The organism is Mannheimia haemolytica (genome assembly GCF_004342115.1).
GTDB lineage: Bacteria > Pseudomonadota > Gammaproteobacteria > Enterobacterales > Pasteurellaceae > Mannheimia > Mannheimia haemolytica.
The window spans coordinates 1-16,315 of the sequence record NZ_SMAC01000020.1; the positions used below are offsets into that span (position 1 = coordinate 1).

Here is a 16,315-nt window from a genome sequence, read left to right on the forward strand (position 1 = left end):
TCAAAATTAAAAAAATATTTTTCAATCAAGTCAATCAACAAGTGCCCACACAGATTGTCTGATAAATTGTTAAAGAACAAAAAGAAACGACGCACCGAATTCAACTTTTAAATGTTCACAACAGTGCGTCGTTGTGTGCTGCGTATTATAGGGAAAAACAAAAACAACGCAAGCGGTTTTTGTAAAAAATTTGAAAAAAGATCTTTTTTGCAGATATTTAATACAAAACGATCGTTTTATCGGCAAAATTTCTAATATTTGCAAATTTTCTTATAAATTCGACCGCTTGTTAGCATATTAAAAATGAAAAGACCATCTGCTTTATACAAGATGGTCTTTCTCATTTAAATCTGCACGACTGCGATGATTACTAGAATTGTGTATAAGATAGACAATCCGTAGAAAATCACATTACCTGCTGGCGTGTGAACTTTCAGGTCGTGTAATCCATGATGGATACGGTGCATTCCTGCCCACATAGGGAAAATCGCTAATACCATAATAGCGAGCTTGCCGATCCAAGTATGGGCAAAGGAAATGATATTATCTGGTGATACTAACCCGAATGGCAGTAATAAACCGATAATAAAGATTACCACAGGGAAAAATAATGCACTTACCATTCCCCCAGCACTAAAAAGCAACCATACCGGCGGTTCATTTGAACGTTTTGGGTTTTGATCAAGACTCATTTTCTTCCCCTTCTTAAATATAAACCAAGATTAATGCAATTACGCTAATTACGCCTGTTGCTGCCCAAAGAATATTTCTTCCAACCGAGACTGGTAAGTGTTTACCTTTAACCATCACGGACATGACGGCAGGTGTCATCACAAAAAGTGTTGCCGCATGATATAACATTGCTGCCAATGAAATTATGTTTAGGATAACAACTAACGGATTTTGTAAGAAATCCACAAAATCGGTAGCAAATGTTCCTTTACTTAACGCAACTGCTCCATAAAATAATACAATGCAGAACCAAACAGTTGGAAGACAGGTAGCTTCACGCACCATATACATTTTATAGAAGTCGAGTTTTTTCCACCAGCTGGCTTTCATTCCCCTTACATAAGGTCTACGTTTTGTTGCTGACATTTCTTCCTCCTATCTCGGTTTGATCATTGAGATAACATAATCTTTCGCACTTTCAAGTTTACCTTGGTTTACAGCCGAAGCAGGGCCGACGTGTTTCGGACAGACTTCCGAGCAGTAACCCACGAAAGTACAGCTCCAAACACCGTTTTTGCTGCTGAGTAGCTTCATACGCTCTTCACGACCATTATCACGGTTATCCAAGTTATAGCGGTGAGCCAATGTAATCGCAGCAGGTCCGATAAATTCAGGGTTCAAACCAAATTGTGGGCAAGCCGCATAACATAAACCGCAGTTGATACACATTGAGAATTGACGATATTTCTCTAATTGTGCCGGCGTTTGTTTAGTACGCTGTCCTTCCGGTGCTTTATTATCAATAATATAAGGTTTAATTGCCTCGATGCTATCAATAAAGTGGCTTAAATCCACTACTAAGTCACGCTCAATCGGGAAGTTCGCCAGCGGCTCAATTCGCATAAAACCGCTGTAATCACGCAGGAATGTTTTACAAGCTAACTTCGGCTTACCGTTTACCATCATTCCGCAAGAACCACAAATCGCCATACGGCAAGACCAGCGATAAGAAAGTTCCGGTTCTAATTCGTCTTTAATGAAGCCCAATGCATCTAAAAGTGAAGTTTGGCTGTCATACGGCACTTCATATCTGTCTAAATGTGGCTCGCTATCTGATTCAGGGTTGTAGCGTAGCACTTCGATGGTCATTTTATCTAAATTTGCCATTTTACTACTCCTTCTCTATTGTTGTGCTTGAGCTTCTGCTGCTTTTTTGACTTTTTCTTGGGCTTCAGCCTCTGCACCATACACACGTTTAGCCGGTTGTGATTTAGTGATTTTCACATCGCTGTATTTAATCGTCGGTGTACCCTCTGCATTGTAGTACGCTTGTGTGTGTTTTAAGTAGTTCACATCATCACGCTCAACATAGTCTAAACGTTGGTGAGCCCCACGAGATTCTTTACGCTCTACCGCAGAGCAAGCAATGGATTGAGCCACATCTAAAATGAAGCCTAATTCAATTTTGTAGAGTAAATCAGTGTTAAACACACTTGATTTATCTTTTACGCTGATGTTTTTATAACGCTCTTTTAGCTCTTGGATTTTGTTTACAGTCGCTTCCATACTTTCTTGGGTACGGTAAATACCACAACCTTCTTCCATCGCATCACCCATTTGGTTACGGATATCCGACCAAGATTCATTACCCTCTTGGTTCGCTAATGCGTGCAAGCGAGCCACCACATCTTTTGCTTGTGCATCAATTTGTGGCTGGTTGCGAGCAGTCACTTCTAACGCACGGCGAGCCGCATTTTCACCGGCAACTTTACCGAACACCACAAGCTCTGCTAATGAGTTAGAACCCAAACGGTTCGCACCGTGCAAGCCTGATGAAGCACATTCACCTACTGCGAATAAGCCTTTAATTGAGGTTTCCGCATTCATATCCACTTCAATACCACCCATCGTGTAGTGAACCACCGGGCGAACAGGAATCGGCGCTTTAGCCGGATCGACCCCTTCATAGGCTTTCGCTAATTCACAAATAAACGGTAAACGCTCAAGTAAATATTTTTCACCTAAATGGCGTAAATCTAAGTGAACTACGTCCACGCCTTTTGCGGTTTTTAAGGTGTTCCCTTTACGCCATTCTTGCCAGAATGCTTGTGAAACCTTATCACGAGGGCCTAATTCCATATATTTGTTTTCCGGTTTGCCGATTGGTGTTTCCGGTCCTAAACCATAATCTTGCAGGTAACGGTAGCCATCTTTATTAACTAAAATACCACCTTCACCACGACAACCTTCTGTCATCAAAATACCGGTATTTGGCAAACCTGTTGGGTGATATTGTACGAACTCCATATCACGCAAAGCCACACCGTGACGATACACCATTGATAAACCGTCGCCGGTTACAATACCGCCGTTAGTGTTAAAGCGATAAGTACGGCAGCCGCCACCGGTTGCAATCACAACTGCATTTGCATTGATTTGAACAAGTGTGCCTTCCATCATATTCATTGCCACACAACCACGAGCTTCACCGTTGTCGGTGAGAATATCCAGCACAAAATGCTCATCAAAACGCACAATATTCGGATATTTAATCGAAGTTTGGAACAAAGTATGCAAAATGTGGAAACCGGTTTTATCCGCCGCAAACCAAGTACGCTCAATTTTCATTCCTCCAAAACGGCGAACATTCACTTCACCGTCTTCACGACGACTCCAAGGGCAACCCCAGCGTTCTAATTGTGTCATTTCAATCGGCGAATGCTCTACAAAATACTCCACAATATCTTGCTCACATAACCAGTCACCACCACCGACGGTATCATTAAAGTGATTGTCGAAAGAGTCGGTATCTTTAATTACCGCCGCTGAACCACCTTCTGCTGCAACCGTATGGCTACGCATTGGGTAAACTTTTGAAATTAAAGCAATTTTTAGATTTGGATTTGCTTCAGCCGCCGCAATAGCAGCACGCAAGCCACCACCACCGGCACCTATAATCGCGACATCAAAATTAACACTTTGCATAATGCACTCCGAAAGTTAAATAACTTAATTCATTAAAAAGTAATCATATTGTGCCACTATTTGAGCAATGAGATAACCTATTTTTACAAATTTGTAACATAAAAAATGTAATTTTGTGATCTACCTCAAAAAAGGTAATAAAGCTTATAAAGGTATTGAGAATGGCTCTTAATTGGACAGTGATAGAAAGAAAATTTCTAATGTTTAAAATGAGAAAATTTAATTTGTTGCAAAAAAGTTAAAACCCTCTCTTTATTTTTCTTGATCGGTAACTAGGGCAACTCACTTTTTTAGGCTAAAATAGCCTCACATTTTCAAGCGGTCATTTTTTATGAACAATTTACAACTCGATAATATTGATTGGCAACCAACAGCCTCTATTCCTCACCTGATCCAACGTTCAAAAATCATTACGGAAATCCGCAAGTTCTTTACCGATCGAGGGCTTTTAGAGGTAGAAACCCCGATTTTAAGCGAATTTTCGGTGACAGACGTTCATCTTTCGACTTTCAATACGCAGTTTCAATCGCCTTTTTCCCCTGAGGCGAAAACACTCCATCTGATGACCAGCCCGGAATATCATATGAAGCGACTACTTGCTGCTGGGAGTGGACCGATTTTCCAACTGTGTAAAGTATTTCGCAACGAGGAAGCCGGTAAGCGACACAACCCTGAATTTACGATGCTGGAGTGGTATCGCCCGCATTTTGATATGTATCGCTTAATCAATGAAGTGGATGATTTACTGCAACAAATTTTGGACTGCGAACCGGCAGAATCATTCAGCTATCAATTTGTGTTCCAAACCTATGTCGGATTAGATCCGCTTTCTGCCACCAAAGCACAACTTGTGGAAAAAGCCCGAAAACACGGCTTGCAATGTGATGATGATGAACAGCGTGACACCTTGTTACAATTTTTATTCAGCGAGGTTGTCGAAGCCAATATCGGGCAAGAAAGACCAACTGCCGTTTATCATTTCCCTTCCACCCAAGCGGCATTAGCTCAAATTAGCTCGGAAGATCACCGTGTTGCCGAACGTTTTGAGTTTTACTACAAAGGCTTGGAACTCTGTAACGGCTTCCACGAATTAGACGATGCTGATGAGCAAATTCATCGCTTCGAGCAAGATAATCTGCAACGTGAAAAAATGGGGCTGGAGCCACAGCAACTAGATGTGCGTTTTCTTGCCGCACTCAAAGCGGGTTTTCCAAACTGCTCAGGTGTCGCCCTTGGGGTTGATAGGCTGTTAATGCTGGCAATGGATGCGGAAAAAATTGAAGAGGTTATTTCTTTCGGCATTGAAAAAGCCTAATTTTTTATGCCGTTTTGTGATTTGCAATTTGCAAAAAAATCGACAAATATGACCGCTTGTACACTCGTTTAGGAAAGCAAAATGAATATTTCAGGCAAATTACAGGGTTGGCACTATGCCCTACTGTGCTACTTAACTTGGGGAACCTTTCCGATTTATTGGTATCCGATCAACCAATCGGGAATGCCTGCCGAGCAAATTTTGGCTCAACGGGTGCTTTGGGCTGCCCTATTTGCTGTGTTTCTGCTGCTGATTTTCCAACAAGGGCGAGCGGTTATTAATGCCTTTAAACAGCCAAAGGTACTCGGGCTGTTCGTGCTTTCTTCTTTTATGATTGGCGTGAACTGGCTGGTTTACTTATGGGCAATCGTCAATGAGCATATTTTAGATGCCAGTCTAGGTTATTTTATCAACCCCATTTTCAACGTGTTTGTCGGTAGGCTTATTCTAAAAGAGCAACTGAATAAAGCCCAATTATTGGCTCTGCTGTTTGCAATTAGCGGCATTTTATGGCTTGCTATTCCTGCCGGACAAATTCCGTGGGTCGCATTGATTCTAGCCGCCAGTTTCTGTATTTACGGGCTGATTCGTAAACTTGCCCCAATGGAACCTTTGTCTGGTTTGGCGTTAGAAACTTTGCTGATGTCGCCTTTTGCCATCACCTATCTCTGCTTTTGTTACCACCAAAACATTTTGGTATTCAGTGAACTCAATCCTTTACAAATGGCAGTGCTACTCTGCTCCGGCATTGCCACTACCTTACCATTGCTATGGTTTGCAATGGGTGCAAGACGCATTTCAATGTCGCTACTCGGTATGCTGCAATATATTTCACCTACCCTGCAATTTTTATGCGGTGTGCTGATTTTTAATGAGACACTTTCCGCCGAACGTGCTGTAGGCTACATTCTGGTTTGGATTGGGGTGGGGGTTTTCTTATTGGGTATGAAAAAAGCTGGTGTCAAACGCTAAAAATAAAACGTTAAATATTTCGTTTTGGTAGCCCTAATGCAGCAAAACCAAGTAGTGGCAAATAGGCACAGGCTTTAAAAATACTCTCCAAGCCATATTCATCCGCCAAAAAACCCAATACGGCGGCACTTAAGCCGCCAATACCAAACATTAAACCGAACATTGTGCCGGAAATCAGCCCTACTCTGCCTGATACGGCTTCTTGAGCATAAACCACCATAGCGGAGAACGCTGATGACATAATAAAACCGGCAAAAATCGCACACACAATCGTCCAAAAGAGATCTGCGTGAAGCAACAACAAAGCAAAAGGTGCCATACCTAAGAAAGAGAACCAAATCACCGCATTTCGTCCAATCTTATCGCCAATCGGCCCGCCGACAAAAGTGCCTAAAGCAACTACACCTAAAAAGGTAAATAGAGAGAGCTGTGCCATTGCTATATTGAGTTGGAATTTTTCCATTAAATAAAAGGTGAAATAGTTACTGAGGCTCGCAATATAAATAAATTTCGCTAACATCAATAAAGCGATAATTAATAATGCTCTGGCTAATAATTTACCGTGTAAGCGTTGTTGAATATGGTTTGGTGAAATAATGAGCGGTTTGGCTTCATATTTCACCCAACGGCTTACTTTATATAAAACCCATCATAATGCCAATAATACAAATGCAACAACCCAAATCACCGCACTTTGCCCTAACGGCACAATAAATAATGCAACTAAGAGCGGACCTAACGCCGATCCACTGTTTCCACCTACTTGGAAAAGCGACTGAGCTGTACCAAATTTACCGCCCGATGCCATTCGAGCCACCCGAGAGGCTTCAGGGTGAAAAATGGCAGAGCCTATCCCCATTAACGCAGCGGCTATCAGTAACACGCCAAAATTCAGCGAAAAGGCAAGTAAAATCACGGAAAGAAGCGTAATCAGCATACTGACGGGCAATAAATTCGGTTTTGGGTATTTATCGGTATAAAGCCCAATACCCGGCTGAATAATAGATGCGGTAATTTGATAAATGAGTGAAATCATACCAATTTGAGCAAAACTCAGTTGGTAATTTTCTTTTAGCATTGGATAGATCGAAACCATTACTGCTTGAACTAAATCATTCAACAAATGAGAAAGGGAAATCAGCAGTAAAATGGGCAAAACCATTTTTTGAGCGTTATGTTGTGTGTGCATTCTTTATTCGTTTTTTATAAATGAAAAATATTCTACTCGCAAATAATGAATGTGCAAGCGGTCAAATTTCCCGATTTTTTTACCAAACCCATTAGGTTGCAATATTATTACCAATACGTCTTAAATTTGTTATTTTTATATCTTTTTGCTATATTCAAGCCTCTAACCATTCAAAAATAGAGGAAATAGCATTGGATTTAATCAAAAAATTAAACACAGGAAGTACCTTTAGGATACCGATTTTCCTACCGAGTTTACTCTTTGTCAGCTTTGTTGCCGTTTTCTGTATCATCTTTCCACAGCAAGCACAAACCTCACTTGATACCATCAAAAATAGTCTCTTCCAACATTTTAGCTGGTTCTATATTTTTGCAGGCTCTATCTTTTTCCTGTTTCTAATTTTTCTCTCTTTCAGCCGATTGGGTGATATTAAATTAGGGGCAGATACCGATGAGCCTGAATTTGGTTTTGGCTCTTGGATTGCGATGTTATTCGCCGCCGGAATGGGGATCGGGTTAATGTATTTTGGGGTAGCAGAACCTATTTTGCATTACCTTAAACCCGTCCAACAAAATTTAACTGAGCCGGAGCGTATGAAAGAAGCGATGATGACAACGTTCTATCATTGGGGTATTCACGCTTGGGCAATTTATGGTGTGATTGCCTTAGCTCTTGCTTATTTTGGCTTCAGATATAAGTTAGCACTCACTATTCGTTCCGGATTTTATCCCTTACTAAAACATCGTATTTCAGGCTTCTGGGGGCATTTAATTGATATTATTGCCCTTTGTAGCACGATTTTCGGTTTAACGACTACACTTGGCTTTGGGGTGATGCAGGTCAGTGCTGGCTTTAACAATCTAGGTTTAATTGAACAGAGCAATTTTACTGTTCTTGCGATTATCGTAACAGTAGCAATGGCTCTTGCCGTGTTATCTGCCGTTTCGGGCGTAGGCAAAGGGGTTAAAATCTTAAGTGAAATCAATCTCACATTAGCCGGATTGCTACTTATTTTTGTGATAATCACCGGCCCAACTCTATTACTTTTCTCAAGCTTCACCGAAAATTTAGGCTATTATTTTAGCTCGCTGCTTGAGATGAGTTTCCGTACCTTCGCTTATGAACCGGAACATCAAGGCTGGCTAAGCGGCTGGACGGTCCTTTATTGGGCATGGTGGGCATCTTGGGCGCCATTTGTTGGTTTGTTTATTGCCAAGATCTCTAAAGGCAGAACCATTCGTGAATTTATTTTAGGGGTGCTATTTGTTCCATCGCTGTTTAACATTTTATGGATGACCAGCTTCGGCAGCTCTGCCATTTGGTTCGAACAACAAACTGCCGGTGCTTTAGCTGAAGTCAGCGGCAATACCGAACAACTGTTATTTACCTTTTTTGAGCAATTACCGTTTGGCTCTATTGCCTCTTTCGTTGCCGTCATTGTTATCAGTATTTTCTTTATCACCTCTGCCGACTCGGGGATTTTTGTTCTCAACAGCATTGCTTCACAAGGCGAAGAAAATGCACCGAAATGGCAAAGCGTGCTTTGGGGAGCATTATTAGCCATCTTAGCGTTATCACTACTCTATTCGGGTGGCTTGGCTTCTCTGCAAACAATGACACTGATTATCGCCTTACCATTTACCTTCATTATGCTGATTCTCTGTATCGGCTTATGGAAAGGATTAATGGTAGATAACCAATACTTCAACAAAAAATTCTCGCAAGGTAGCCAACATTGGGCGGGTAAAGATTGGAAACAACGCTTGGAGAAAATCATCAACCCAAGCAATAAGCAAGATGTCCGTCACTTCTTTATTAAAGTTGCCAGACCGGCATTTTTAGAACTTATCGAGGAATTTGAAAGCTATGGCTTAATCGCTAAAATGAATTTCACCAACGAACAAAACCCGAAATTAGAGTTTGAAGTGGTGAAAGAAAATTTACGCAATTTCATTTACGGCATTGAAAGTGTGCCACGGGAATTATCGGATTTGGTGGTAGGTGACGACAACCTACCGAACATTGAGCAAAATACCATTTACGAGCCGATTACTTATTTCTTAGACGGGCGGAAAGGTTATGATGTGCAATATATGACCAAAGAAGAGTTGATTGCCGACGTGCTGCAACAGTATGAACGCTTTATCAATTTAGCGATGGACAACTCGCACGACTTAATGACGGCTGATTTCAATCACTAACCCCACAAGCGGTGAGATTTTCGGAAAAATTTGCAAATTTCCAACAAAATCTCACCGCTTGCATTTAAAGCCAACGCCTTACTTGGTTGCAATATTTGGCATAATGTGTGCCGAATTTTTGGGCTAAAATTTGCTCTTCCGGCTTGATTTGGAAATAGGTTATCAACCATACAAACAGCGGTAAAACCAGCCACGCCAACATTGCCCCCAACCATAATGCCCACGCAATCAAACCTAACAGTAACGAAAGATACATTGGGTTTCGGCTTTTGCGGTAAATGCCCCAAGTGACCAATTTAGCGGTATGTTGTGGTCGAAAAGGACTGTATGTCGTTTTCGCTTGGTGTATGACCCAAAGTGCCGAGACGGCAACCGCTCCGCCAATTATCGCCACAGCTAAACCGCTAAAAAATATGGCTGTATGCTGATAATTCGGCAAGCTCACCGGCACATATTGAGCTACCAGCCACATTAAAGCGGCACAAAGCAAGAACCAAGCCGGCGGCGGGATTTTCAGTTTTAATGATTTCATTTTATGCCGAGCGGAAATCTTTTTTACGAATGCCTAATACCAAAATAGAGGCAAAATAACTACCGCCGGCTAAGATCATCAGCCAAATCAGCCAATACACTTTCTGCCACATTGTCATTAATGCCCAAAGTTCAATCTCAGGCGTGAAATAGGCAACCAACGCCCCCATTACACAAGCGGCGATGAATAGTTTCAACACAAAAAGCACGGTTTTATGGCTTACTTTATAGTAACCATTTTTTGAGAGATTCACATACAGCAAGCTCACATTCACTAATGCCGAACACGCAGAAGCTAACGCTAAACCAATGTATCCCAAAAACGGAGCAAACGCCAAGCCAAAGCAAATATTACTTAAGGCGGCAATAATCCCAACTTTTACCGGTGTTTTGGTGTTTTGGTTGGCATAAAAACCGTTTGCCAGCACGCTAATCAACATATAGCTGTTTAACCCCAAGCACATTACCCAAAGTGGATAAGAGGTTGCCAGCACATCTTCAAAACCAAATTTACCCCGCATAAACATTGTCATAATAATCGGCTGAGCCAGCACTGCCATACCGATCATTGCCGGAATGCCGAGCAACAGCACCATTCTCACCCCCCAATCCATTGTGTTTTGAAAGTGTTCTCCACGTTGGATTTCAGTGAGTTCTTTGTTTTTCGCAATACGGGAAAGGCTTGGCAGCACGACGGTGGAAATCGCAATTCCAAATAAACCGAGCGGAAATTCAATTAAGCGGTCGGCATAATACATCCAACTAATCGAGCCGGTAATCAAAAACGAGGCAATCACTTGGTTTAGCAGTAAATTTAGCTGGGTAACGGAAACGCCAAATAAAGCCGGAATCATTAATTTACGGACTTTAGTGACACCTTCGTCTTTCCACGCCCATTTTGGCTTAACCAGTAAGCCCTCTTTTTTCATAAATGGAATTTGGAATAAAAATTGCAATAAGCCGCCTAAAAATACCCCCCACGCTAAGGCAATATCCGGGGAATCGAAATAATCTCTGCCCCATAACGCTACCGCAATAATCGCCACATTCAGCAACACCGGGGAAAATGCCATCACCCCAAACTTACCGATGGTATTTAACACCGCACCGGATAACGCCACAAAGGTAATAAACCACAAATAAGGGAAAGTGATTTTGAGCAAAAAAGAGGCTTGGGTGAATTTTTCGGCATTTGGCCCGTCGTAAAGCCAATCTAAAAACCAACCTGTACCAAAAAGAGCGGCAACCACAGGCGAGGCAATCATTGCCACAAGGGTAACAACAGTTACCAAACCTCCTAATGTACCCGATACTTTGGCAATAAATTCTCTCGTTTTGTTTGGATCATTATCCGCATTATATTCCGCCAACACCGGCACAAAGGCTTTAGAAAATGCCCCTTCGGCAAACAAACGGCGAAGAAAATTGGGAATACGGTTGGCAAACAGGAAAATATCGGCACTCACGCCTGTGCCTAAAATGGTTGCCACCACAATGTCTCGAATCAAGCCGAGTATGCGAGAAATTAAGGTCATAAAGCTTACGATCATTCCTGATCTTAAAAGTTTTTTGCTCATAATAAAGAGTAATATTAGTAAAATTATTGAAAAATCAGACCGTTTGTAGTCTGATCCTAAAAATCGATCATAATTTTAGCAGTTTGTTATAGGAAAATCAGAAAAAAACTGTTAAAATCTCGCCCTATCGTTTTCTATCAGAAAAACGGTGTTATTTTCAAGCACGTGTCTCGTTGAAAATGAATTAAAAACTATCGATAGGCAATATAAACAACGATTTTGTTTATATCTAATTTTTACACAGATATTTTAGGAGTTTGACCTTGGCTAATATCAAGTCAGCAAAAAAACGTGCGGTTCAATCTGAAAAACGCCGCCAACACAACGCAAGCCAACGCTCAATGATGCGTACATTCATCAAAAAAGTATATGCAGCAGTAACAGCAGGCGATAAAGCAGCAGCTCAAACGGCTTTCGTTGAAATGCAAAAAGTTGTAGACCGTATGGCATCTAAAAACTTAATCCACGCTAACAAAGCGGCTAACCACAAATCTAAATTAGCAGCGCAAATCAAAAAATTAGCGTAATATCGAACAGATATGAAAAAAACCGACTTTATGTCGGTTTTTTTCTTTTTAACCATAACACAAAGGGCTATTCTAGATATTCTAAAATAGCCCTTGTTTCAAAATCAGTTAATTATTTTTTCAATAAATCACGGATTTCAGTTAATAATTTCTCTTCCGCTGTTGGCTCTGCAGGAGCTTCTTCTACAACTGGAGCTTTTTTCAGTGAGTTAATCACTTTCACCATACCGAATACCGCAAGTGCGATAATTAAGAAATCAAATACGTTTTGGATAAATGCACCGTATTTTAACATCACTGCTTCCGCACCTTCTTTTGCCGGGGCGATTTCAATGGCTAAATCTTTGAAATCCACGCCACCGATTAACCAACCGATAGGTGGCATTACAACATCGCTAACTAATGAAGAAACAATTTTACCGAATGCACCGCCGATAATCACACCGACAGCCATATCAACAACATTACCTTTTACCGCAAATTCACGGAACTCTTTTAAAATACTCATAGGGGGCTTTCCTTTCATTCAATGATTAAACACGGTCTTCGCAAGAACGTGGGCTGGCGATTATAATCAAAATCTTTAAAATTTCTACAACATTTAAATAAATTTACATTTTTTTGATTTAGATCAGTTTGATTATAACTGATTGGCTAATAATTTGCCAAAATTCTCCACCTGCTGCCAATCGGTGTACTCATATTCTTTGGAGGTATCGGTTTCGCCTTTGGTAATTTTCATAATAAAGCGAATCATCAATCGGTCGAATGGCTTATAGCGTAGGTAAAGTAATGCCCCAGCAATTACCTCAATGTGGGTTGGTTTCCATTTCACTTTAGCTAAAAATTTACGCACATAAGTATTGGTTTCAGGCGTGTTTCGATTATCTTTGCGAGCGGTCAAATTCACACCGTAAAAGGCAGTTTTCTTGGCGTTTAATGCCGGATAATGCTGTTCCACAAACTGATAAACCAACGGGTTAAAATGCCCATAGCGAATTGAAGCACCGATGACAATTTGGTCGGCATTTGCAATTTTTTCGGCAAAATCGACCGCTTGATCTTTTAGCGAAATCAGCTCGACTTCGTGAGTAATCACGTCCGCCAATCGTTCGGCAATTTTTTTGGTTTGACCATCGGTCGTAAAATAGAGAATTAAGGTTTTCATTTAATCTTTCCAAAAAACAGGGCTTAAAATCACCAGCAAGGTAAACACTTCCAGACGTCCGCATACCATTGCAAAAGTCAGCACTAACTTGGCACTGTCCGGCACTTGGGTGAAATTGCTGCTCACGCTCCCTAATGCAGGACCTAGATTATTTAGTGAGGCAATTACCGCATTTAGAGCATCAAAGGTTTCCATTCCGCAAGCGATGGTAGCAAGCCAGCAGATCACGAAAACGAAAAAGTACGCCGAGAAAAACGCCCAAATACCATCAACCACCCGTTCCGATAAAACGTGGTTGCCTAATTTAATCGGTTGAATCACATTGGGGTGAATGTAGCGGTGGATTTCACGTTTACTTTGTAAATAAAGCAGCAACACCCGAATCACTTTCAAGCCGCCACCGGTTGAGCCGGCACAACCACCGATAAATGAAGACAGCACCAACAGCGTGGGTAAAAACGAACTCCATTGGCTAAAATCATTGGTAGTAAAGCCGGCCGTGGTGGAAATGGACACCGATTGAAACAACGCTTGCTCAATCGTAACAGAGGTATTATCGAAATAACCGTAACCCACTAACACCAAGGTACAAACCAAGAAAAGCCCTAACTGCACTATCAAGAAAAAACGAAACTCGTAATCGCCCCAATACAAGCGGCTTAAAATACCCCCTTTTTTGCGTGATTGTGCATCTCGTATGCGATCAATCACCGCAAAATGCAATGCAAAGTTGCAGGCAGAAAGTAGCAGGAAAAACACGGTAATATAGCTAATTGCCGCATTATTAAAATAGCCGATGCTGGCATCGTGGGTAGAAAATCCGCCAATCGAAACCGTGGAAAAGCTATGCGAAATGGCATCAAACACCGTCATTCCGGCGAGCCAAAATGCGACCGCACACAGAATCGTCAGGCTGAGATAAATCAGCCACAACGCTTTTGCCGTTTCCGCAATGCGAGGTCGCATTTTCTGCTCTTTGAGCGGTCCGGGCATTTCCGCACGGTAAAGTTGCATTCCACCAATGCCTAACAGCGGAATAATCGCAACCGCTAACACAATGATCCCCATTCCCCCTAGCCATTGCAAAAATTGGCGGTAGAATAAAATCGCTTTGGGCAAGCTATCTAAGCCGGTGATGACGGTTGCACCCGTTGTAGTTAAGCCGGAAAAGGATTCAAAAATGGATTCCGCCACGTTTAAATCGGGGTTTTCCAAAATAATAAAAGGCACAGCCCCGAGCAAACCCAGCACCACCCAAAACAGTACTACAATCAAAAAGCCCTCACGGGAACGTAGCTTGTTTTTGTTGTCACGGCACAGCCACCAAAGCAGCGTACCGACCATAAAATTCAGAGCGAAGGCTTCTAAAAACGCCCGCCCACCGCCATCGCCATAAATTAGGGCGACCGTTGCCGGCACAAGCATTGTGAATGAAAAACACATCACCAAAATGCCAACAATACGAATAATGGAAAAAAATTGCATAGACTAGATTTCTTCTTTTATTAATGCGAGCTTGCCCGAAAAGCGTTGGGTTAATTCATCTGCAAAGGCCTCAACCTCGCTCGGGTTAAATGCCAGCAACAAATCCACTTTATCGCTAAAAAGTTGCTCGACAATCACAATATCTTTCTCGCTAATGAGATGAGAAATGGTATTAAACTGCTCATATTCACATTGCAAGCGGTAGTTTTTTCGCAAAACTTTGCGAATCCGCTCCAACTGCAATAACGCCTGTTGCACCCCATTGCCATAGGCTTTCACCAAGCCGCCGGTGCCAAGCTGGATACCACCGTAGTAGCGAACCACCACCGCTGTAATTTCCCCCAAGCCTGATCCAAGCAAATAATTGAGCATTGGCTTACCTGCTGTACCGGACGGTTCTCCATCATCCGAAAAGCCGTATTGTTGCGAATCATTCGGCAAGCCTGCCACCGTTGCCCAACACCAATGGCGTGCGTGCGGATGCTGAATTTTCAGCTCCTGCCAAAATGCCTTGGCCTGCTCCATACCCTCAGTATGGCGAAGGTAGGTGATAAATCGGCTTTTTTTAATCTCTTCTTCAAAAATTGTATCCGCTTTGGGGATAAAAAATTCCATTGTTTGATTCTCTTATCTTGAATGTGGCAATGATACCATATTCAAGCCACTTTTTATTTGTGCTGTTTAATGGTTTAATAAGTCTTTCATTGATAACTTGAACGAATAAAAAATATGTCAAAACTCAATATTATTTTTGCCGGCACGCCTGATTTTGCCGCTCAACATTTACAAGCCTTATTAGATTCCGAGCATAACGTGATTGCGGTTTATACTCAGCCGGATAAACCTGCCGGGCGAGGCAAAAAACTGCAAGCCAGCCCGGTAAAACAGCTGGCCGAAGCTCACAACATTCCTGTTTACCAACCCAAATCCCTGCGTAAGGAAGAGGCTCAAGCTGAACTGAAAGCCCTAAATGCCGATGTGATGGTGGTGGTAGCTTACGGCTTAATTCTACCTGAAGCAGTATTGAATGCTCCTAAATATGGTTGCCTAAACGTACACGGTTCGCTACTACCTCGCTGGCGTGGAGCAGCTCCGATTCAGCGTTCGATTTGGGCAGGTGATACAGAAACCGGCGTAACCATTATGCTAATGGACGTTGGCTTAGACACCGGTGATATGTTACATAAAGTCACAACCCCGATTGAGCCGAATGAAACCTCCGCCTCCTTGTATGCCAAACTGGCAGAACTTGCCCCTCTGGCATTGCTTGAGGTGTTAAACGGTTTAGCCAACCACACATTCAAAGCGGAAAAACAAGATGAAGCACTGTCCAATTACGCCGAGAAACTTTCCAAAGAAGAAGCTAAATTGGATTGGCAACTCCCAGCCGTTCAACTGGAGCGCAATATCCGAGCTTTTAACCCTTGGCCGTTTAGTTTTTTAACCTTAACCGTTGATGGCGTTGAGCAAAGTATCAAAATTCACCAAGCCACGGTGTTACCTCACCAAGAAAAAGCAGCCGGCACGGTAATTAATGTGGATAAAACCGGGATTCAAATTGCCACCCAACAGGGCGTGCTGAATATTACCCAACTTCAACCGGCGAGTAAAAAACCAATGTCGGTGCAAGATTTCTTAAACGGTCGAGCGGATTGGTTCGTCAGCGGGACACAACTAAGTTAAAACGGGAAAT

The 16,315-nt window shown here is 42.0% G+C and carries 17 protein-coding genes; 5 read left to right on the forward strand and 12 right to left on the reverse strand.

Features of this window, described 5'->3' with window-relative positions:
• Nucleotides 1-344: 344 nt before the first annotated feature.
• The 4 genes from frdD to frdA are packed head-to-tail and all read right to left on the reverse strand — an operon-like array spanning nucleotide 345 to nucleotide 3,657.
• The gene (gene frdD, locus EDC41_RS08280; protein ID WP_006249863.1) at nucleotides 345-692 is read right to left on the reverse strand and encodes a fumarate reductase subunit FrdD; all 348 of its coding nucleotides are present in this window, start codon (nucleotides 690-692) and stop codon (nucleotides 345-347) included.
• Between the two features lie 13 nt (nucleotides 693-705).
• Entirely contained in the window at nucleotides 706-1,098 is a 393-nt protein-coding gene (frdC, locus tag EDC41_RS08285; RefSeq protein WP_032844922.1) for a fumarate reductase subunit FrdC, read from the reverse strand.
• Nucleotides 1,099-1,107: 9 nt separating this feature from the next.
• The gene (locus EDC41_RS08290; RefSeq protein WP_006251158.1) at nucleotides 1,108-1,839 is read right to left on the reverse strand and encodes a succinate dehydrogenase/fumarate reductase iron-sulfur subunit; all 732 of its coding nucleotides are present in this window, start codon (nucleotides 1,837-1,839) and stop codon (nucleotides 1,108-1,110) included.
• Nucleotides 1,840-1,854: 15 nt separating this feature from the next.
• On the reverse strand, nucleotides 1,855-3,657 hold the full coding sequence (gene frdA / locus EDC41_RS08295; RefSeq protein ID WP_006251157.1) for a fumarate reductase (quinol) flavoprotein subunit: 1,803 nt from the start codon (nucleotides 3,655-3,657) through the stop codon (nucleotides 1,855-1,857).
• A gap of 331 nt (nucleotides 3,658-3,988) precedes the next feature.
• Here frdA and epmA point away from each other — a divergent pair, with 331 nt between their 5' ends.
• Nucleotides 3,989-4,972 carry an elongation factor P--(R)-beta-lysine ligase gene (gene epmA / locus EDC41_RS08300; protein ID WP_006251156.1) on the forward strand — a complete coding sequence of 328 codons (984 nt, stop codon included), beginning with the start codon at nucleotides 3,989-3,991 and terminating at the stop codon, nucleotides 4,970-4,972.
• Between the two features lie 81 nt (nucleotides 4,973-5,053).
• Entirely contained in the window at nucleotides 5,054-5,944 is an 891-nt protein-coding gene (gene rarD, locus EDC41_RS08305) for an EamA family transporter RarD (RefSeq protein WP_006251155.1), read from the forward strand.
• 10 nt (nucleotides 5,945-5,954) lie between these two features.
• On the opposite strand, the gene EDC41_RS08310 is transcribed toward rarD, so the two are convergent.
• Together EDC41_RS08310 and EDC41_RS08315 are read right to left on the reverse strand one after the other, a co-directional pair.
• On the reverse strand, nucleotides 5,955-6,566 hold the full coding sequence (locus EDC41_RS08310) for an MFS transporter (protein ID WP_006251154.1): 612 nt from the start codon (nucleotides 6,564-6,566) through the stop codon (nucleotides 5,955-5,957).
• A gap of 27 nt (nucleotides 6,567-6,593) precedes the next feature.
• Complete coding sequence (locus EDC41_RS08315; RefSeq protein ID WP_006251153.1) at nucleotides 6,594-7,133, reverse strand: MFS transporter; 540 nt, start codon at nucleotides 7,131-7,133, stop codon at nucleotides 6,594-6,596.
• Between the two features lie 191 nt (nucleotides 7,134-7,324).
• On the opposite strand from EDC41_RS08315, the gene EDC41_RS08320 reads away from it, so the two are divergent.
• Nucleotides 7,325-9,334, forward strand: a complete 2,010-nt coding sequence (locus tag EDC41_RS08320) for a BCCT family transporter (protein ID WP_006251151.1) — start codon at nucleotides 7,325-7,327, stop codon at nucleotides 9,332-9,334.
• A gap of 64 nt (nucleotides 9,335-9,398) precedes the next feature.
• On the opposite strand, the gene EDC41_RS08325 is transcribed toward EDC41_RS08320, so the two are convergent.
• On the reverse strand, nucleotides 9,399-9,866 hold the full coding sequence (locus EDC41_RS08325; RefSeq protein ID WP_006249805.1) for a methyltransferase family protein: 468 nt from the start codon (nucleotides 9,864-9,866) through the stop codon (nucleotides 9,399-9,401).
• Nucleotide 9,867: 1 nt separating this feature from the next.
• Nucleotides 9,868-11,442: a murein biosynthesis integral membrane protein MurJ gene (gene murJ / locus EDC41_RS08330; protein WP_006251150.1), complete on the reverse strand. Its 1,575-nt coding sequence runs from the start codon at nucleotides 11,440-11,442 to the stop codon at nucleotides 9,868-9,870.
• 263 nt (nucleotides 11,443-11,705) lie between these two features.
• Between murJ and rpsT the strand changes: the two genes are divergently transcribed.
• Nucleotides 11,706-11,969, forward strand: a complete 264-nt coding sequence (gene rpsT, locus EDC41_RS08335; protein WP_020830970.1) for a 30S ribosomal protein S20 — start codon at nucleotides 11,706-11,708, stop codon at nucleotides 11,967-11,969.
• 112 nt (nucleotides 11,970-12,081) lie between these two features.
• Here the strand turns inward: rpsT and mscL are convergent, their stop codons facing one another.
• The 4 genes from mscL to EDC41_RS08355 form a co-directional block, all read right to left on the reverse strand.
• The gene (gene mscL, locus EDC41_RS08340; protein WP_006251148.1) at nucleotides 12,082-12,477 is read right to left on the reverse strand and encodes a large-conductance mechanosensitive channel protein MscL; all 396 of its coding nucleotides are present in this window, start codon (nucleotides 12,475-12,477) and stop codon (nucleotides 12,082-12,084) included.
• A 132-nt stretch (nucleotides 12,478-12,609) separates the two neighbouring features.
• Nucleotides 12,610-13,137, reverse strand: a complete 528-nt coding sequence (hemG, locus tag EDC41_RS08345; protein ID WP_006248218.1) for a menaquinone-dependent protoporphyrinogen IX dehydrogenase — start codon at nucleotides 13,135-13,137, stop codon at nucleotides 12,610-12,612.
• Nucleotides 13,138-14,622 (reverse strand): TrkH family potassium uptake protein, encoded by a 1,485-nt coding sequence (locus tag EDC41_RS08350; RefSeq protein WP_006251147.1) that lies wholly within the window; start codon nucleotides 14,620-14,622, stop codon nucleotides 13,138-13,140. It abuts the gene before it with no gap.
• A gap of 3 nt (nucleotides 14,623-14,625) precedes the next feature.
• Nucleotides 14,626-15,237: a YigZ family protein gene (locus EDC41_RS08355; RefSeq protein ID WP_006248220.1), complete on the reverse strand. Its 612-nt coding sequence runs from the start codon at nucleotides 15,235-15,237 to the stop codon at nucleotides 14,626-14,628.
• Nucleotides 15,238-15,351: 114 nt separating this feature from the next.
• Between EDC41_RS08355 and fmt the strand changes: the two genes are divergently transcribed.
• Nucleotides 15,352-16,305 (forward strand): methionyl-tRNA formyltransferase, encoded by a 954-nt coding sequence (gene fmt, locus EDC41_RS08360; RefSeq protein WP_006251146.1) that lies wholly within the window; start codon nucleotides 15,352-15,354, stop codon nucleotides 16,303-16,305.
• Nucleotides 16,306-16,315 lie beyond the last annotated feature (10 nt).